Raw genomic sequence first — 17,068 nt, 5'->3', positions numbered from 1 at the left:
CGGCCAGGCTGCCGGGCAGTCCCCCGGTCGCCACGGGCAGAGGTCGAACGCATTCGGGCAGTCCCTCCCCCGTTCCACCGGGGTCGCGGGCCGGACCAGGACAATACGGGCATGGAGATACGCAATGCGGAACCGACGACGTGGAACCCCGCCCTGCTCTGGGAGTTCGACATCACGAGCAACGAAATCCGGGACGGACTGATCGCGTTCGACGCGGACACCCTCGCCTTCCGCTTCACCCCGCGGCCGCAGACCGGACGGCTGGAGTGCACGGTCGAACTGCGGGAGTACACGGGCGGCGGACTCGCGGGCAACCCGCTGCTGGGCGGCACCGAGACGGTGGTGATCGAGCCCGACCAGACCACCGATGTCTGGCTCTGCTTCGCCGGGTTCGGCTGGTACGACACGGCCATGACCCGGCCGGTGGGCCTGTGCCACTACCGGGTGTCGCTCGACGGCGACTCCACGGTACGGGTCGCCGTCGGCGGCGAGGACCGGCCGCTGTAGGGCCGTACGGCTTCCCGTCGGGCCTCCCCGGCGGCCCTCCCGAACGGACAGTCCTTCGCACCGACTCCTCTAGCCCTCTCTTAAGCTCCGCGGGCACACCATGGATACATCAACCGCGGACGGACGGTCCGGACGGACAATCCGGCGGTTGGTCCTCCTCAGTTCGCCCTTTCCGAGAGGGACTTCATGTCGAAGCGGATCTCTGTTTTCGTCCACGCACTGGACTCCATATCGGAGCTGGGGGTCATCGCGGCCCTCCGCATCCGTCCCGAAGTCCACATCGTCGACCGTCAGGACGCGGAGGCGGACACCGTTGCCGTGCTCGTCGTCGACGAGATCGACGACGCCGCCATCGCCCTGGTCAAGTCGACCCGGGGGCGCGGCACCCAGCGCATCGTCCTCGTCGCCTCCTCCCTGGAGGACGACGGCGTGTTCGCCGCCGCGGAAGCCGGCATCAGCGGCCTCGCCCGGCGCAAGGACGTCACGGCCGACGGCCTCGTGCAGGTCATCTGCTCGGTCGACCGCGGGGCCGGCGTACTGCCGCCCGACCTGGTCGGCAGCCTGCTCAAGCAGGTCTCCAAGCTCCAGCACCAGACCTCGGTACCGCGGGGCCAGCGCTACTCCGGCATCACCGACCGCGAGGCGGACGTCCTGCGCCTGGTGTCGCAGGGACTGGACACCAACGAGATCGCCCAGGAGCTCTGCTACTCCGAACGGACCGTCAAGAACACCCTGCACGCCATCAACAACCGCTTCAACCTCCGCAACCGGCCGCACGCGGTCGCCTACGCCATCCGCGAAGGCCTGATCTGACCCGGCCGACCGCTCCGGTGTTCCGGCGGTGCCCGGGCATGCCCGTGCCCCCGCGCGAGGTGCATCGCGCGGGGGCACGGTGGTTCCGGGTCACCTGCGCAGGCGCCGCAGCTCGCGGCGGCCCCGCCGGCAGGTGCGCCAGTGACGGTAGATCAGGTGGAGCATCGCTCCCATGGCTTCTCCTTCGGCTTCTCTTTCGGGGGCTGGCAGTTGGTCGCGGCGGTCTTGCGCGGACCGCCGAAGGAGACGGCGACGCGGGCGCCTCCCGAGGGCGCGACGCCCAGCAGGAGGCGTCCCCCCGAGATCGTCGCGGTGCGGCGGGCGATGTCCAGCCCGAGACCGCTGGAGCCGCCCGTGCTGCGGCCTCGTTCGACGACCCGCTGGTCGGCGAACCCCGGTCCGTCGTCGTCGATGGTGAGTTCCGCGCCTCCGCCCGCGAGGGAGCGCGCCGAGACCCTCATGCCCGTCCCTTCGGGCGTGTGCGTGAAGACGTTCTCCAGCAGCACGTCGACCGCGGCCTCCAGTTCGGCCTGTGGAACGTACACGTGGAGCGCTTCGTCACAGACCGTCAGTTCGCAGGAGCGCCCCTGCTCTTCGGCCAGGGCCGCCCAGAAGGCCACGCGGTCGGTGACGACCGTGTCCAGGCAGGCCGTCAGGCCGCCTTCTGCGGAAATCGGCTTGCGGGCGTGCCGGATGACGCGGGTGACCTGGCTGTTGAGCTCGTCGAGGCCCGCGAGGAGGCGGTCGGCGCCCGGGTGCCCCTTGAGGGCTTCGGCCTGCAGCATCAGTGAGGTGATGGGGGTGCGCAGCCGGTGGGACAGGTCCGCGAGCGACTCGCGTTCGTTGGTCACCAGTGCGCCGGTCCTCGCGGCCAGCGCGTTCAGGGTGTCGCCGAGCTGCTGGAGCTCGGGCGGGCCGTCGCCGGTGAAGCGGGCGTCGAGGCGTCCCTGACGCAGGCTGGCCGCCACGTCGGTCAGCTCCCCCGCCGTGCGCACCAGCGACCGGGCCAGCCGGTCGGCGAAGACGACGGACACGGCGGGCAGGACCACGGCTGCGGCGAGCAGCGCGGCCACGACCTCCAAGGTCGACTCGGTCGCCCCCTCCGTGTCCACCGACACGTCGATCTGCGCCTGGCCTTGGGGCAGGGCCACCGAAAGGCTGGCGACGCGGTCACCACCACAGGACCACTGCACGATCTGGCCGGGGCGGTCGGGTTCGGGCTGCACCAGGCAGGGCACCGTGGTCCCGTAGCGCATCCCGGAGGGCATCATCACCGTGGCACGGACGGTCTTGTGCTGGTCGGCGATCCAGGAACTGACCTGGTCGGTGCCCGATGCGGCCGACTCGCGGGTGAGCGTGGCGAGGGTCTGGGCCTGCATGACGGCGTCGTGGTCGGCCTGGGCCAGGTGGGCGTACCGGGCGTAGAAGGTGAGCGGTATGCCCAGCAGGAAGACGGTCAGCAGGGTGCTCAGGGCACTGATCAGGGCGAACCTGCGGCGCATGTCAGGCTGCCGGTTCCACGATCTTCACGCCGACGCCGCGCACGCTGTGGAGGTAGCGCGGCTCGGCGGCGGTCTCCCCCAGCCGGCGGCGCAGCCAGGACAGGTGCACGTCGATGGTCTTCTCACTGGCCCCGAACGCGTCGTCCCATATCTCGCCGAGCAGTTCGTCCTTGCTCACCACGCGCCCTGCGTTGCGGGCGAGGTAGGCCAGCAGGCGGAACTCCTTGGGGCGCATCTCCAGGTCCCGGCCGTCGAGCGTGGCCGTGTGGGCCTCCATGTCGACGGTGAGACCGCCGACGTGGTACGCGCTCTCCTGGCGCCGGTCCCCGGTGCGCCGCAGGACGGCCCGGATGCGGGCGTCGAGGTGTTCGGCGGAGAACGGCTTGACGACGTAGTCGTCGGCGCCGAGGTCCAGGGCCCGGACGATGTGGCTCTCGTCGTCCCGGGCGCTGGCCACCAGGACCGGGGTGTTGACGGTGGCGCGGAGCATCTTCAGGACGTCCAGGCCGTCGATGTCCGGGAGCCCGAGGTCGAGGATGATCACTCCGCCGGGGGCGGAGGCGGCGGCGTGGCTCAGGCCGTCGGTGCCGCGGGCGACGGCGTGGACGTCGTACTTCATCTTCCGCAGGGAGGCCGAGAGGAACTCGCGGATCTCCGCGTCGTCCTCGATCACTGTCACGCGCGTCCAAGCCATAGCCCGTCTCCGTGCCCTCGGTGGCGCCTCGCCGGCGCCCTCGGATCCAGAGTGCGCCGCCGGCGGCGGGGCCGGATCAGGTGATCGAGGGAACCGGTCGGAGAGTGCGGGCCCCCCGATCGGTGGACGGGTCAGTCCAGCAGGCCGCGGCGCATGCCCTCCGCCACGGCGGCGGCCCGGTCGCTCACCCCGAGCTTCTCGTAGAGGTGCTGGGCGTGGGTCTTGATGGTGCTGGGGGCGAGGAAGAGCTTCTGGGCGATCTGCGGGATGCTCATGCCCTCCGCGAAGTCGCGCAGGACCTCCAGCTCGCGGGCGGTGAACACGGGTCCGCCGGACTGGGCGCGCATGCGGATCTCCTCCGCGACGCCGCCGGCGAGCTCCGGGGGGATCACCGTCTTGCCCAGGGCGGCCTGGCGGACCGCCTCGACCAGCTCGGTCCGCTTGGCGTCCTTGAGCAGGTACCCGGCGGCGCCTTCTTCGAGCGCCCGGAAGACCAGCTCGCTGTTCTGGAAGGCGCTCACGATGACGACGCGGGTCTCCAGCTTCCACTGGGCCACGGAGCGGGTGACGGCGATGCCGTCCATGTCGGGCATCCGGAAGTCGACGAGTGCGACGTCGGGGGTCAGGTCCTTGATCATCTTCAGGGCTTCACGGCCGCTCGACGCCTCGCCCACGACGTCGATGGTCCCGCTCCACGCGAGCGCGCGGCGCACACCTTCGCGGTACAGCGGGTGATCGTCGGCGATGACCACCCGGGTGCGTTCCGTCATGGAGGCCTCACCTCGGACTCGTGGGCAGCACCGCGGGACGGGCTCTCCCTCCCGAGGATAGCCCCCGGCCGCCTGGGCGGCTCGGCAGGAGCGGAGGGCGTTGGCAGCACCCGATGGTCTGCCTCTTCGGTGAAGGGTCCTCGGCCGCCGCGGCAGCACACTCGCCCACGCAGCCGATGGATACGGACTCCGAGGAGACCATTGATGAATCTGACGTATTGGGCTTGCGCCGCCGCAACAACACGCCTGTACGAAACGCAGGCCACCGACTGGGCCGCCTTCGAAACCGCGCTCCGTGGGGCACTGGCGTCGGATCCCGCCGCATGCGCCGTGATGGAAACGGACGCGAGCGTCCAGGAGGTCTGGACGTACCTGACGACGGAGGTCGAGTTCGCCGGCACCGCAGCCGACGGGATCGTCGCCGCCATCAAGAACCACGCCTGCCTCCGGAACGTGCCCGACCCGTACGCCGGCACGGACTGGCAGCACCTGCCGACCGGCCCCTTCGGCCCGAAGCGTGCGCGGTACCGGTGGGACGGGACCCAGTGGCTCCCCGACGTACCTTCGCCCGCCCTTGACGGAGGCGGACTCGACGGTACGACTCCGCCACCGCCTGGGACGGGGCAAGAACGGAACAACCCGAAGAAGGACCGCACCACCACGAGGAAGACCGACATCACCTCAAAAAGTGGGGAATTCTCGCTCCCCGCCCTGCTGCACACGTACACGGCGGCACTTTCGGAAGTGACGCCCGCGGGAATCGACCCGGAGCGCAACGCGGAAATCTTGTTCGAGGCCCTGCGCGAGGCCGTCGCGTCAGCAAAGAAGAAGTAGGAGGATCTGAACATGGAAAAATCGGAAGAGGACTACAAGGAGAAAGCAGTCAGGGTGGCCGGCAAGCTGCTGAACTGGTACGGGTTGCCCCAAGAGGAAGAAAAGCTCCTGCAGCTCGAACAGGCCTTCGCCAAGAAGGGCGAACTGATGGTGAGTGCCATAGCGAAGCGCATCGAGGGGACGGCGACACCGCTGGCTGATGACGGACCGACGTGGCAGGTGAGCCCGGGAGGCAATCAAGCGGGAACTTTCCAGGTCGACTGGGTTCTCCGCAACCCGCAGAAACGGAAGGAAGTCGCCAAGACCCTTGCCACCCGCCTGTGCACTGCTCTCTATGAAAAGCTCGCGGTGAGCGCCGAGATGCAGGCCATGCTCTTCGATGACGGCAGCATCGTGATAGCGGCCAACCAGTGCGACGCCCAGGCCATCCTGAAAAAGAACATCAACTTGCGCGAGCTCATCGAGTCCTACGCGAAGGAGCTCGCCGGGTCGGAATGGAATCTGCAGCTGCCGTCAGAGGCATACAACGCCCACAAGGCGAACAAGGTCAGGGAGTTGAACAAGCTGATCAACGAGCCCACCTACGCAGGTACGAAGGCCAGCGGAGCCATCAACCAGAACGAGATGGAAAATTTCCTCGCGGCACTCGAGACGATCGCCTACAAGGGCGCCATCCAAGAGGGCGGCAATTCCTTCCAGTGCTCCGAGTGGCTGCTGAACAAGAAGACCACGTCCAAGGTCTTCTGGCTCACCACGCAGGGGGACTGCCATGCCGAACAGGCACTCGCCACCGCACTGCTCAGATCGGGCAAGACCTACAAGGCGACGATCGCCGGGACCATGCGCAACTGCCTCACATGCTGGCTGGTCCTGAAGTTCGGGGCCGACAAGGGATTGCTCAACCTCACGTTCTCGCTCGATGACAACCCGCCCGGCGGCTATTGGGAGAAGAGCTCCGAGGCGAGCATGGAAAGCTTCATCGACGCGGCATCCAGCTGGATGATCGAGCAGGGAAAGGAAGACATCGAACTCTCCCTGTCCGAGGAGGAAACGGAGGACTCGGTCCACCGCATGGTCGCAGGTGCACTGGTAAAAGAGTTCGACGAGTTCGTCGCTCTCGCCCTCCCCGGCAGCAACGTCGCAACGTCCGTGCGCCACGAGCAACGGGTGAAGAACAGCAAGATTCCGTCCGCACAGCAGAGGGGAATGCCATCTCCCACGCATTCGGATGACGAGCGCGTGGAGCACGACAACCGGACCGCAACGGAAAACGGGGCCAAACCCAAACCTGCAGCCCCGAAGCCGAAGAGCGACGGCTCGGCAACCTGGAGGGTTCGATGCGAGAAAGGTACAGACGTCCTGGGAATCCACAAGAAGAAGGTCCGGTTCGGCTCCGACTTCGATAAAGCGGGCGCAACCGGCGGCACATATTACACCGAGTTCGTCAAGACGGCAGGCGGTCTCGGCGTAAAGATCTCTCCGCCAAGCAAAAATACTGTGATCACCTGCAACGGAAAGACGAGGGAACACGGAAAGGAATTCTACATCGCCTTCAAGGAGTTCCAGGTGGGCAGCAGCATCTACTCGGTGGATCCCATCCTTCCCGACAGCGATTCCGAATAACAGCAGGACGCGACCTCTGACGATCACGGCTACTGGCCGTTGCTCATCAGAGGTCGCGTTCGCATGCCGGCTTCCACGATCCCTTCGCGCATGCGCCGATCCCCCGGTGCCCATGGGGCACCGGGGGATCGGCGTACTCGGTCGGTCAGGCGCGGAGGCTTCCTCGTCTGCCCTCCAGCAGGGGGCCCAGGACGTGGATGCGGGGGGTGGGGTCCGGCTCCGGGGGCGGCGGTTCGCGGAGCAGGCCCAGCATGCCGAGGAGGATTTCGCAGTCGGCGGCGTCCCGGGAGCGGGAGGCCACGACCTCGCGGGCGGCCTGTTCCTCCTGTTCGTCGGCGGGGCGGGTGCGCAGCATGTCCTGCTGGAAGATGTCGTGCCGGATCACTGTGTCTCCCTCCGTCAGGCCGCCGCGGCGGGCGGGGCGCCCTGGGACGCGAGGAAGGCCACCGGGTTGATGCGGTCCGTGAAGGTGTCCTCGGACGTGCCGACCTCAAGGTGCAGGTGGGGGCCGCTGCTGTTGCCCGTACTGCCCACGAAGCCGATCTGGTCACCGCCCTCCACCCGGTCGCCCTCCTGGACGGCGAAACCCTGCAGGTGGGCGTATGACGAGAACCGCTCCTCGCCGTCGACCTCGTGCCTGATGGTCACCTGGTTGCCGTAGGCGCCGTTGTAGCCGACCTCCACGACTTCGCCGTCGAGGATGGAGGCCACGGACGTGCCGGCTGGCGCCTGGTAGTCGACGCCCGTGTGGATGCCCAGGGTGTAGTTGCCCGGGGCACCGTAGCCCTGGCTGATGCTGCCCTGGACCGGCAGGACGGCGGTGTCGTCGTCCGTCTCGGCGGGCGGCTTGCCTCCCGGCTTGTCTTCCGGCTTGCCCTTCGGAGCGGTCGCGTCCGAGGAGGCCGAGCCGCCGCCCGGGACGGTGAGGTGCTGGCCGGGCTGGATCTGGTTCGGGTCGGTGAGGACCGACGTGTTGGCGTCGTAGAGCGGGCGCCAGCCGTCCAGTCCGTGGTCGAGCGCGATGTCCGACAGGGTGTCGCCCGGCTGCACGGTGTAGCTGCCGGAGCCCTGGGCGGAACCACTGTCCGCGCCGGAGGCGCCGTCACCCTGGCCCTTGACCTGCTTCTCGTCCTGCTTCTGGTCTCCCTTCTCCCCGGACTGCCCGCCCCCCTCCCACGGCTTGTCGTCCAGGGACTTCCCGCAATGCGGCCAGGCCCCCCGGCCCTGCCCCGCGAGCACCTTCTCGGCGATCTCGATCTGCTGTTCCTTCGTGGCCTGATGCGCGTTCGGGGCGTACTGGTGTCCTCCGAAGGCCTCCCAGGTGCTCGGCGAGAACTGCAGACCGCCGTAATACCCGTTGCCCGTGGCGATCGCCCAGTCGCCGCCGCTTTCACACGTGGCCACCTTCGCCCAGGACTCCGCGCTGGCCGCCTCCGCGGTGCCGCTGAACATCAGGGGAAGCGCGATGCCCGCTCCCGTCACGCCCGCCGCGGCCGCCACGCGCCGGGTGCACGTGATCCTGGGGCGGCGGCGCCGGCCCGTTCCTTTTCCAAGCATGGTTTCCTCCTCTGCGCCGCCTGCGCGACTGTCCGTGTGTGGGTGGGGTCACCTCCCTGCTCGGTCAACCGGTGCCTGGGAAAAGCGACGTGATGTCACGGTAGGCAGTGGCGGCTTAACGCCCGGCTATACGCAAGCGGTCCCCGCCCCAAAAGGCGAGGACCGCTCGGCCATTGACGCTCCGTCAGAACAAATAGCCCCGGACCGTAGTGTTGAACTCAAGCTCCGACAGGGCCACCATGTTGCCCGGCCTCGTGCCGTACGCGCCGACCACCCGGACCTTGATCCAGTCGGCCTTGCCGCGCGCGTCGAGCTCCACCGACTGCTCTTCGCTCTTGTCCTGCAAAGTCACCTTCTGCGTCTGGCCGTTCGAGTAGGAGATCTCCAACTCCTTGGCCCGGTCGTACGCCTTGAAGTCCGGGAAGGCGCCGTTGCGGACCACCAGGTGCGTCAGGTCGACCGGCTCGGCGAAGGTGAGCTTCACCCCTTGGTCGCCCTCGGCCTTGGACAGCCAGAAGGTGTCCGACCAGTTGTCGAAGGCGAGGGACCCCGAGTGGGCGGGGTCACCGGAGCTGTCGTCTTCCACGTGCACGGGATTGACCGGCTCGAATTCGGGTTTGACCGTGGCCTTCAGCCTCGTCTGCACCTCCCGTGCCTCCGTGGTCACGTACGTACGGAAGGGCGGGTGGACCATGTAGAGCGTGACCAGGGTGAACAGGGCGACGCTGCCGATGAGGCGAGTGGGCCCCAGCAGGGCGGACGGGGCGAAACGGCGCTTGTCCCGTACGCCCGCCTGCCCCGGCCGCTGACCGGCGGCCAGAACGGTCGGGCCGGGGCGCAAACGCGCGCAGAACCGCGGCCACCAGGGCAGCGTGGCCTCTTCGGCCTGCTCCAGCGACGATCCGCAGCGGCTGCAGAACTTCCGCTCCTCGTCGTTGTTCTCGCCGCACTCCGGGCACACGAGGTCGCCGGGCAGCGCGGGACGGGTGGCCCGGCTGCGGTGGGGAACGGGCCGCCGGGTCTCGGGCTCGGCCGGAGCCACGAGGCCGGGTTCGCACTCGTCCTCCCCGTCACCCGGGAGAGCCGGAAGTTCGTCGTCGTCCGCGTCCCCGCGTGCTTCGTCCTCGTCGTCCTCGATGAGTTCGGACAGCCAGGCGTCCTCGTCCTCGGCGTCCGCGCCGTCCTCCGCTTCCCGGACCGCGTCGCCCTCGTCCACCTCCCGGTCGCCGGCGTCGTCGGCCTCGTCTCCGCGGGCCTTTCCGTCCCCCCCGTCCTCGTCGTCCTCGTCGTCCTCGTCGTCCTCAAGGAGTTCGGCCAGCCAGGCGTCCTCGTCGTCTTCATCGGCTGCGCCCGACGGCTGCCCGTCCTCGTCCTCCGGCCCCCCCTTCTCTTCCTCCTCGCCGTCCTCGCCGTCCTCGTCGTCCTTGAGGAGCGCCGCGAGCCAGTCGTCCCCCTCGTCGTCCTTGCCGGATTCGCCGTCCTTCTCGTCGTCCTCGTCGTCCTTGAGGAGCGCCGCGAGCCAGTCGTCCTCCTCTTCCGCATCCTCCTCGTCGTCATCCGCTCCTCCCTTGCCTCCCGGGCCGCCGTCCTTGCCCTTCAGCAAGGACGAAAGGAACTTGTCGTCCTCGTCCTCATCGTCGTCGTCCGCGAAAGCCGGCGGCCTGCCCATGCCGGGAGGACCGCCCAAACCCGGCGGACCGCCCATGCCGGGAGGACCACCCATGCCCGGCGGCCGCCCCATCCCGGGAGGGCCCCCCATCCCGGGAGGACCGCCCATGCCGGGAGGACCGCCCATGCCCGGCGGCCGCCCCATCCCGGGCGGGCCCCCCATGCCGGGCATGCCACCCATGCCCGGAGGGCCGCCCATGCCTCCCATCGGCATGCCGGGGACGCCCGCGGGCCCGGTGCGGCCCGGGAGCGCGTCCCGGCTGCCGACGTCGACGTAGAGGCCCCGCTGCATCCGCGCGAACGCGGACGGCGTCGGGCCCTGCGCCTGCTGCTCGGCCTCCTGCCGCAGGTCCTCGGGCAGGTCGATCTTCTGCTTCTTGCCGGTCCACTCGAGGAAGGATCCGCACGAGCCGCAGAACTTGTCACTCGCGTGGTTGTTGAACCCGCACTTACGACACGTGGTCATCGTCCGGCAACTCCACGGAACGCAGGACGTGCGCCGGCACGGCCCCGTCGACCAGCGACTCGACCGCTTCCCGCCGGTCGGCCAGGGCCTGCGGCAGCAGGACCGCGACCCGCGGCTCGGCGGCGGCCGGGTCGCAGCCGCCGGCCCGGTCGGAACACCGCACGCCGCCGCTGTCCCGCACCTCCAGCCAGGAACCCGTCAGGGTGTGCAGCGCACTCCGCAGGCCCTCGTACGTACCCCGGACGACGAACGACTCGGCCGCGTGCTTGACCCGCGCCCGCCGGGCGTCCTCGGGGAGCGTCTCCTCCACGGTCACACCGAGCCAGGCGGCGAGCCACGGGAGGAAGTCCACGGGCGCCAGGTCCGGGTCGGCGTAGGCCTCCAGAGAGTCGAGCACGGCGATCGCGGGGGCGAGCACGTCGTCGAGGCCGCCGGTGAACCGCTGGGCGAAGGAGTCCTCCTGGTAGACGGCCGGCAGGTAGCTGCCGATCGGGTAGGGCGTGACGAGACCCGCGACGGTGCCCCTCATGCGCCGCTGCCTTCCACGAGGACCTGGTGCTCGAAGGAGAAGACCAGGCTGTCCGGGTCGAGCGTGACGCGGTCGGTCTCCTCACCGCGGGCGCCGGTGACCGGGTTGGCGTTGAACAGGCGTACGTCCTCGACGATGCCCACGCCGTCCACCTGCTGGAGGACCGCGTAGAGGTCGCCCGCCTGGACCGGGCGGCCGAACGGCCAGCCGGTGCCGTCGGGTCCGCCCGTGACCGGGTTGAGGTAGCGGTAGAGGACGTTCAGGGCGTCGTCGGTGACCCGGTCGGTCTTGGCGCCGGGGACGGCCCGCAGCCGGGCCACTGCCGTGACGCCCCGGTACAGGGGCGGCTCGACCAGCACGGTGGTGCCGACGAGCCGGCGCTCCTCCAGCCGGCGGGCCACCGTGTCCAGCGTGCCCCGCCGGGGCTTGAGGTCGGCGAAGCGGGCGGGGCCGGGTTCGTCGGGCAGACCGGGGACCACCAGGACCTTGACCGTGCCCGCGGGCAGCCCGGCCTCGTCCGCGGTCAGGCAGCGCACCCGGGCGAGCTCCGGGGCGGCCTCACGGGTGATGACCTCGAAGTCCTCGGCGGTCACCGCACGGCCGCGCGTGTGCATCAGCATCGGCGCACGGGACTTGACCTCCTCCACGGTTTCGCCGTCCACCCCGCCGGTGGCCGCGGCGAGGTTCTCGACGCGGGCGATGAAGGGGATGGAGGACTTGAGGGTACGGATGGCCCCGCGCCCGACGTTGCCGACGGCTCCGCCGCCGGTGGCGTAGCGGGCGAGGCGCACCGTCGACTCCTTGGCGGGAACGGCTCCGTAGCGGCGCATGGTGCCGTCCGGCTGACGCACCATCGGGCCGAAGCAGACCGTGCCGTTGGTGCTGTCGATGACGTAGTGCAGGTCGTCGGGGCCGCTGGCCGCAAAGTGGTCGACCGCGGTCCAGCGGGTCCAGCCGTCCTCGCCGCTGACCTCGACGACCGCGGGGACGGCGGTGGCCAGGACGGGGGTGTGGGAGGCCTGGAAGCGCTGGTTGGCGGTGCCGTCGGAGACGCCGAGGTCGTCGTCGTGGATGATCTCGGCGTGGACGGCGTCGACGGTGCCGCCGATCACGGACACGTCCATCGAGTCGACGACGGGCGAGGTGCTGTACGCGGGGCAGTCGGGCCGGGGGGCGGTGACGCGGGCGCGGAGCCAGCCGGCACGCCGGCCGTCGAGGATGCTCGCGTGGTGGCCGGCCGGGACCTGGAGGACGACGGCGCCGGGCCGGTTCAGGCCGCCGGTGTCGTCGGAGTACACCCGGCAGGGCTGCCAGTCGTCGCCGTCCCAGGCCTCCCACACCAGCGGCGGGTGGTCGGGGTCGACGCCCACGCCCTGGATGCCGCACGTGAAGTCGAGGCTGAGGACGGCCCGGGGCACGGCGTCGGTCAGGCCCACCAGGAGACAGTCGTCGACGGCCGGTGCCTGCGCGCCGAAGGCCGGGAAGCCGACCCGGAGGCGGTGCTGCTCGTCGCGGGCGAGCAGCGTGCCGGGTCCCGCTTCCAGGGTCATGAGGTGCCGGAGCGCGGCGGGCGGCAGTCGCAGTTCGTGCCGGGTGGCGAAGACGACGGACCGCTCGGTCTCGGTGCGCAGGGTGGCCACGTTGGTCCCGGAGGGCACGGTCACCGCCGTGGTCGCCGGGGCGGACAGCCAGAACGTGACGGGGGCCTGCGCGGGTACCGGTGGCAGCAGCCGGGCGCCGAGGAGTTCGAGGAACTTCACGTACATGCGGTCCGGGACCCGGTTGAGCCGGAACAGCAGCTGGTCCGTCATGAACGCGAACGTCTCGATGAGCGTGACGCCCGGGTCCGAGACGTTGTGGTCGGTCCATTCCGGGCAGCGGCGCATGACCATGCGCTTGGCGTCGTCCACCAGGTCCTGGAACCGGCGGTCGTCGAGATCGGGCGACGGGAGCGCCATCAGTAGTCCTCTTCCTCTTCCGGGATCGTGTAGAACGGGAACACCAGGTTCCGGCGGTCGTTGGTGGCCTTGATGCCGTAGACGATGTCGATGTGGACCAGGCTCGGTTCGTCCGGGGCGGGTGCCGCCCACACGCTGAGGACGTCGATCCGGGGCTCCCAGCCGATGAGCGCGGTGCGCACTTCCTCGGCGAGCATGGCCATGGTCTGGTGACCGGTGTCGCGGTAGACGTAGTCGCGGAGCCGGCAGCCGAAGCCCGGACGCATCGGGCGTTCGCCCGGGTACGTCGACAGGATGAGCTTCATGGCCTGTTCCAGCTCGGTTTCGCGCCGGACCAGGGCGATGCCGCCGGTGGGTCCCACCCCCATGGGGAAGGCCCAGCCGGCGCCTATGAAGTCGTCTGCTCTGTTCGCAGCCATGTCGGTGTCCTCGGGTCGCGCGCGTGGGGGGTGAACGGGTGGGTGGGCTGGGTCAGTTGAGGTCGATGGTGGTGCCGGTGACCTTGACCTTGGTGCCCTTGATCTCCAGGTCGCCGTTGCTGGCCAGTTCGAGCCTCTTGGTGGCGCGGACACTGATGTCGCTGCCGGTCACGTTGACGACGCCCTGCTTGCCGGCGTCGATGGTGATGGCGCCGGTGCCGTCGGTGGAGATGGTCAGGTCGCCCTTGCCGCGGGTCTTGCCGGTCTGCGGCTTGCAGGTGAGCAGCACCTGGCCGGTGGTCTGGTCGATGGTCAGGCCCAGGTCGCCCTGGGCGGTGGCGAGGACGATGGCGGACTGTTCGCGCAGCGGAGAGCGGTTGGGCGGCACTTCCACGAACGCGAGCCGGCTGCCGCTGCTGCTGACGAGGCCGCGGCGCATCACGTCGCCGCGGTCGCCCTTGCGTTCGACGGCGGCGCCGCCGAGGGTGAGGGTGCTGGCGCCGTTGCGCATGCCGCCGAGGACGACGGGCCGGTTGACGTCGTCCCATTCGAACGCGACCAGGACCTCGTCCCCGACCTCCGGCACGAAGATCACGGCGCCACGGTTGCCGCCCGGCTGCACGACGCGGACCCAGTCGGTCTCGTAGTCCGGGGACAGCAGGTCGAGACGGACCTTGATGCGGTTGCGGCCGGTGGGGTCGGCGACGTTGGTGACGATGCCGCACATCAGGCCGGCCCGCCGGTCGGCGTCGGCGGCGGGGCCGCCGGCAGGTCCGGTGGGGAGGCCGGTGTCCGCGCCGCTGACGGTGAAGCGGGTGAAGTGGCCGCCGTCGTCGTCGCTGAAGGTGTGGCGGGCGTGGGTGACGGTCCAGGTCCCGCAGAAGGGTCCGGGTACGCCTTCCACCTGGACCGTCCCGCCGGCCTGGATGGCACTGTCACCGAAGGCGAACCCCTCGGCCTGCGCGGACGTGGCGCCGATCCGCTCGGCAGTACCGGCGGCGAGCGACTCGGCGGCGACGGCGATGTCCGCGCCGGCGCCCACCGGGTGGTTCACCACGACGTGGGTGTCGCCGGCGAGGAGGCCGCCCATCTTGAACTTCCCGGCGGGAAGTGCGGGCGCGGACGGTGCCGTGGCGGCCCCGGCGTCGGGGGTGACGGGCCGTACCGGTGCGGTGGCGACGACCACTTCGGTGTTCTCCTCGTCCCAGGTGCGCACTTCCACCTGGTCGGGAAGCATTTCGGGGGCGACGAGCCGGGGCCGGAAGGAGAGCAGGTTGTCGCGGAAGGTGAGGGTGGGCTCGGCCGCCGTGTCGGGCAGCGCAGCCGGCTTACCCACGCCCTTGGGGCCCTTCGCGCCCTTGGGACCCGCCCCGGCCGCGCCGGCCGCGGCCCGGCGGAAGTGGAACTCCTTGCCCGTCATGCCCATTTCGAAGCCGTTGGCCCGGGCCCGGGCCTGGAGGAAGTCCCAGTCCGTCTGGGCGACCTGGGCGAGGTGCCCGTGGACGTACTGGGTCTCGTCGATCGTCCCGATGTTCAGGCGGGCCGCCTCCGCGATCTGCTGCGCGATGTCGGAGTCCTTGGTGTTGACGAAGGTCCGGGTGCGCCGGGACCGCTGGAGGACGTGGGAGAGGTCGTAGCCGCGGGCGACGACGTAGGTGACCAGTTCCTCGCAGACCGCCTCCAGCGTGGTGATCTTGCCGTGGATGAGCGGGGCGCTGCCGCCGGTGGCCCAGATCTCGACCTTGTGCCCGACGTCGAGCTGTTCGGCCGCCCAGCCGCTGTTGTCGAGGAACGTGATCTCGAACATGCCGGGCAGGTGGAGGTGCGTGTCGACCACCACCCGTACGATCATCTGCTCCAGCCGTCCGGGCACTTCCGTCGGCAGCGTCGCGCCGATGCGCACGTCGGCGCGGGCCGGCCCTGGGCGGCTGACGGGTGGCGTGGTCGCGGAGGCGATCGCCGAGGGCTTCAGTTTCACGGTGTTCCTCCGGCGGTCAGGCGAGTTCCTGGGGGCTGGGCAGATAGACGGTCGTCCCTGGCCGCATGCGCAGCGGATCGTCGATGGCGTTGGCGTCGGCGACCTTGCGCCAGTGCGAGGTGCTGCCGTACTGGGACCGGGCGAGGTTCACCAGGTCCTCGCCCTCGGTGACGGTGTAGGCGCGCCGGCCGGGCAGACCGCCCGAGGTGGGGTTGGTCGGGAGGGTGCCGAGCAGGGTGGGCTGCTCCTTCATCTGGATCGTCGCGCGGGCCCGGATCGGAATGCCGGCGCGGGTGAAGCGCTGGTAGTTGATCGACGCGCTGAGCAGCACCACGTTGTAGTAGAAGCCCTGCATCGGCGGCCCGTAGGTGAAGGTGACGACGGGCAGCTGGTTGTACGAGTCGTCGTCGAGGAAGCCGTACCGGGAGAGCGCGCTGCGCTTCTGGACGTGCTTGGCGGCGGAAACCTGGCCGGCGGCGCCGCCTCCGGGGCTCATCCAGTTGAGCAGCTGGTCGCACAGCTCCTTCGTCTCCGGGCCGGTGAAGACCACGTCGCTCAGGTTGATCTTCAGGGCCTCGGCGCGCTGGAACGAGGTGCCGGTCTCGCCCTGCTGGGAGCCGTTCGCCGAACTGCTGCCGTGCGAGCGGTAGCCCACCTCGCGACTGATCGTGATCTTGTCGGGGTTGAGGAGGAAGGGCACCGCTCCGGGCATGGAGGGCTGCTTGCAGATCAGGGCTGCGTTCGTCGTGGTCATGGCCGTGCGTCTCCTAGTAGAAACCCTGGTGGGCCAGTTCGAGGGTCTCCAGCGCGACCTTGTTGGTGTCGGCGTCCAGGTCCGGACCCTTCCAGTTCCTGGGGAACACGCCGCGCAGGCTCCAGGAGTGGACACGGTTGTTGTGGGCGTCCATCAGGATGATTTCGGCGGTGGCGCCCGAGTACTCGGCCTGGCCGAACTCGTAGCCGTACCAGTCGTCCCTGACCTGCCGGAGCCAGCCTTCCAGCATCTGCGTGTCGCCGGACTTCACTGCCCGCTGGAGCGTGATCGTGCCGTACTTCATGCGCTTGGGGAGGATGACGACGTTTTCGTAGTTGCCGCCGCACTCGATCTCCTCGTGCTCGAAGGAGACGCTGAGCCCACGGCACGAGGACCAGTGGCCGAGGTCCCGCACGCCGTCCACGACCACCCTGAAGCGCATTGCCATGCCGAGCATGGCCTTGTCGACGTGCCAGTCGCCCTGCGCCCAGCGGCTGCCGGAGCCGGTCGGGGGGGTGACGGGCTGGATCATGGGGGACTCGGTCATGCTGCGACGTCGTCGGAGAGGAAGCCCAGGTGCTGGAGTTCCAGGGTCTCCAGCGCCACCTTGCTCTGGCCCGCCTCGAAGCTGGCGATGGACCACTTGACGGGGATGATGCGCCGCATCTCCCACTTGATGACGGGCTTGTTGTGCGGGTCCATCAGAGTGATGTGACCTGTCTGAGCCTTGCTCTTGAAGGAGTTGCTGGACAGCCAGGCCTGGACCTTCGAGGAATCGCTGCACGCCGCCCGGGTGAGCTTGAGGGGGGTGTACTCGGTGAAACCGGGGAAGTACCAGCGGTCGTTGCCGGCGTCCCCGGCCCGGTAGTCGGCCATCTTCCACTGCACGTCGAGGCCCTGGACCTGGGCCCAACTGCCCAGGTTGTACTCGGCGTTTTCGATGTGCACCAAGAACCGGTTGGCGAGTGCGAGCGTGCTGTCGTCGTTCAGTGGCAT

17 protein-coding genes are annotated in these 17,068 nt (G+C 69.7%); 4 read left to right on the top strand and 13 right to left on the bottom strand.

The features are described from left to right. Nucleotides 1-111: 111 nt before the first annotated feature. Together LG634_RS07145 and LG634_RS07140 are read left to right on the top strand one after the other, a co-directional pair. A complete protein-coding gene (locus tag LG634_RS07145) occupies nt 112-507 on the top strand; it encodes a hypothetical protein (RefSeq protein WP_226732788.1) in 396 nt (131 codons plus the stop codon). Nucleotides 508-693: 186 nt separating this feature from the next. Continuing rightward, entirely contained in the window at nt 694-1,320 is a 627-nt protein-coding gene (locus LG634_RS07140; RefSeq protein WP_226732787.1) for a helix-turn-helix transcriptional regulator, read from the top strand. Between the two features lie 152 nt (nt 1,321-1,472). Here the strand turns inward: LG634_RS07140 and LG634_RS07135 are convergent, their stop codons facing one another. The 3 genes from LG634_RS07135 to LG634_RS07125 all read right to left on the bottom strand — a co-directional run bounded on the left by LG634_RS07135 (nt 1,473) and on the right by LG634_RS07125 (nt 4,286). Next, entirely contained in the window at nt 1,473-2,822 is a 1,350-nt protein-coding gene (locus tag LG634_RS07135) for a sensor histidine kinase (protein WP_226732786.1), read from the bottom strand. A gap of 1 nt (nt 2,823) precedes the next feature. Beyond that, entirely contained in the window at nt 2,824-3,516 is a 693-nt protein-coding gene (locus LG634_RS07130; RefSeq protein ID WP_226732785.1) for a response regulator transcription factor, read from the bottom strand. Nucleotides 3,517-3,647: 131 nt separating this feature from the next. Then, entirely contained in the window at nt 3,648-4,286 is a 639-nt protein-coding gene (locus LG634_RS07125) for a response regulator (protein ID WP_226732784.1), read from the bottom strand. Nucleotides 4,287-4,490: 204 nt separating this feature from the next. Here LG634_RS07125 and LG634_RS07120 point away from each other — a divergent pair, with 204 nt between their 5' ends. Together LG634_RS07120 and LG634_RS07115 are read left to right on the top strand one after the other, a co-directional pair. Continuing rightward, nucleotides 4,491-5,120: a hypothetical protein gene (locus LG634_RS07120; protein ID WP_226732783.1), complete on the top strand. Its 630-nt coding sequence runs from the start codon at nt 4,491-4,493 to the stop codon at nt 5,118-5,120. A gap of 12 nt (nt 5,121-5,132) precedes the next feature. Then, entirely contained in the window at nt 5,133-6,743 is a 1,611-nt protein-coding gene (locus tag LG634_RS07115) for a hypothetical protein (protein WP_226732782.1), read from the top strand. A 145-nt stretch (nt 6,744-6,888) separates the two neighbouring features. Here LG634_RS07115 and LG634_RS07110 read toward each other — a convergent pair whose 3' ends face one another. From LG634_RS07110 to LG634_RS07060, 10 genes are all read right to left on the bottom strand, one after another. Beyond that, complete coding sequence (locus LG634_RS07110) at nt 6,889-7,128, bottom strand: hypothetical protein (RefSeq protein WP_226732781.1); 240 nt, start codon at nt 7,126-7,128, stop codon at nt 6,889-6,891. A 14-nt stretch (nt 7,129-7,142) separates the two neighbouring features. Next, complete coding sequence (locus tag LG634_RS07105) at nt 7,143-8,300, bottom strand: transglycosylase family protein (protein ID WP_308072329.1); 1,158 nt, start codon at nt 8,298-8,300, stop codon at nt 7,143-7,145. A gap of 184 nt (nt 8,301-8,484) precedes the next feature. After that, nucleotides 8,485-10,434 (bottom strand): NADase-type glycan-binding domain-containing protein, encoded by a 1,950-nt coding sequence (locus LG634_RS07100; RefSeq protein WP_308072327.1) that lies wholly within the window; start codon nt 10,432-10,434, stop codon nt 8,485-8,487. Further along, nucleotides 10,418-10,963 carry a phage tail protein gene (locus LG634_RS07090; protein WP_226732779.1) on the bottom strand — a complete coding sequence of 182 codons (546 nt, stop codon included), beginning with the start codon at nt 10,961-10,963 and terminating at the stop codon, nt 10,418-10,420. Before LG634_RS07090 ends, LG634_RS07100 begins: the two co-directional genes overlap by 17 nt. After that, entirely contained in the window at nt 10,960-12,921 is a 1,962-nt protein-coding gene (locus LG634_RS07085; RefSeq protein WP_226732778.1) for a putative baseplate assembly protein, read from the bottom strand. Before LG634_RS07085 ends, LG634_RS07090 begins: the two co-directional genes overlap by 4 nt. Then, nucleotides 12,921-13,340, bottom strand: a complete 420-nt coding sequence (locus LG634_RS07080) for a GPW/gp25 family protein (RefSeq protein ID WP_226732777.1) — start codon at nt 13,338-13,340, stop codon at nt 12,921-12,923. The genes LG634_RS07085 and LG634_RS07080 overlap by 1 nt, the downstream gene beginning before the upstream one ends. Nucleotides 13,341-13,392: 52 nt before the next feature. Then, entirely contained in the window at nt 13,393-15,318 is a 1,926-nt protein-coding gene (locus LG634_RS07075) for a VgrG-related protein (protein WP_226732776.1), read from the bottom strand. 16 nt (nt 15,319-15,334) lie between these two features. Beyond that, on the bottom strand, nt 15,335-16,072 hold the full coding sequence (locus LG634_RS07070; RefSeq protein ID WP_226732775.1) for a LysM peptidoglycan-binding domain-containing protein: 738 nt from the start codon (nt 16,070-16,072) through the stop codon (nt 15,335-15,337). Between the two features lie 13 nt (nt 16,073-16,085). Beyond that, nucleotides 16,086-16,619 (bottom strand): phage tail protein, encoded by a 534-nt coding sequence (locus LG634_RS07065; RefSeq protein WP_226732774.1) that lies wholly within the window; start codon nt 16,617-16,619, stop codon nt 16,086-16,088. Beyond that, complete coding sequence (locus LG634_RS07060) at nt 16,616-17,068, bottom strand: phage tail protein (protein ID WP_226732773.1); 453 nt, start codon at nt 17,066-17,068, stop codon at nt 16,616-16,618. The genes LG634_RS07065 and LG634_RS07060 overlap by 4 nt, the downstream gene beginning before the upstream one ends.

Source organism: Streptomyces bambusae (assembly GCF_020532645.1).
Classification (GTDB): domain Bacteria; phylum Actinomycetota; class Actinomycetes; order Streptomycetales; family Streptomycetaceae; genus Streptomyces; species Streptomyces bambusae.
This window is presented reverse-complemented; position numbering and strand designations above follow the sequence as displayed.

Excerpts from the sequence above, each read along its gene's own strand:
- LG634_RS07145 (WP_226732788.1), top strand. The coding sequence starts at position 112 with ATGGAGATACGCAATGCGGAACCGACGACGTGGAACCCCGCCCTGCTC.
- LG634_RS07140 (WP_226732787.1), top strand. The coding sequence starts at position 694 with ATGTCGAAGCGGATCTCTGTTTTCGTCCACGCACTGGACTCCATATCG.
- LG634_RS07135 (WP_226732786.1), bottom strand. The coding sequence starts at position 2,822 with ATGCGCCGCAGGTTCGCCCTGATCAGTGCCCTGAGCACCCTGCTGACC.
- LG634_RS07130 (WP_226732785.1), bottom strand. The coding sequence starts at position 3,516 with ATGGCTTGGACGCGCGTGACAGTGATCGAGGACGACGCGGAGATCCGC.
- LG634_RS07125 (WP_226732784.1), bottom strand. The coding sequence starts at position 4,286 with ATGACGGAACGCACCCGGGTGGTCATCGCCGACGATCACCCGCTGTAC.
- LG634_RS07120 (WP_226732783.1), top strand. The coding sequence starts at position 4,491 with ATGAATCTGACGTATTGGGCTTGCGCCGCCGCAACAACACGCCTGTAC.
- LG634_RS07115 (WP_226732782.1), top strand. The coding sequence starts at position 5,133 with ATGGAAAAATCGGAAGAGGACTACAAGGAGAAAGCAGTCAGGGTGGCC.
- LG634_RS07105 (WP_308072329.1), bottom strand. The coding sequence starts at position 8,300 with ATGCTTGGAAAAGGAACGGGCCGGCGCCGCCGCCCCAGGATCACGTGC.
- LG634_RS07100 (WP_308072327.1), bottom strand. The coding sequence starts at position 10,434 with ATGACCACGTGTCGTAAGTGCGGGTTCAACAACCACGCGAGTGACAAG.
- LG634_RS07090 (WP_226732779.1), bottom strand. The coding sequence starts at position 10,963 with ATGAGGGGCACCGTCGCGGGTCTCGTCACGCCCTACCCGATCGGCAGC.
- LG634_RS07085 (WP_226732778.1), bottom strand. The coding sequence starts at position 12,921 with ATGGCGCTCCCGTCGCCCGATCTCGACGACCGCCGGTTCCAGGACCTG.
- LG634_RS07080 (WP_226732777.1), bottom strand. The coding sequence starts at position 13,340 with ATGGCTGCGAACAGAGCAGACGACTTCATAGGCGCCGGCTGGGCCTTC.
- LG634_RS07070 (WP_226732775.1), bottom strand. The coding sequence starts at position 16,072 with ATGACCACGACGAACGCAGCCCTGATCTGCAAGCAGCCCTCCATGCCC.
- LG634_RS07065 (WP_226732774.1), bottom strand. The coding sequence starts at position 16,619 with ATGACCGAGTCCCCCATGATCCAGCCCGTCACCCCCCCGACCGGCTCC.
- LG634_RS07060 (WP_226732773.1), bottom strand. The coding sequence starts at position 17,068 with ATGCCACTGAACGACGACAGCACGCTCGCACTCGCCAACCGGTTCTTG.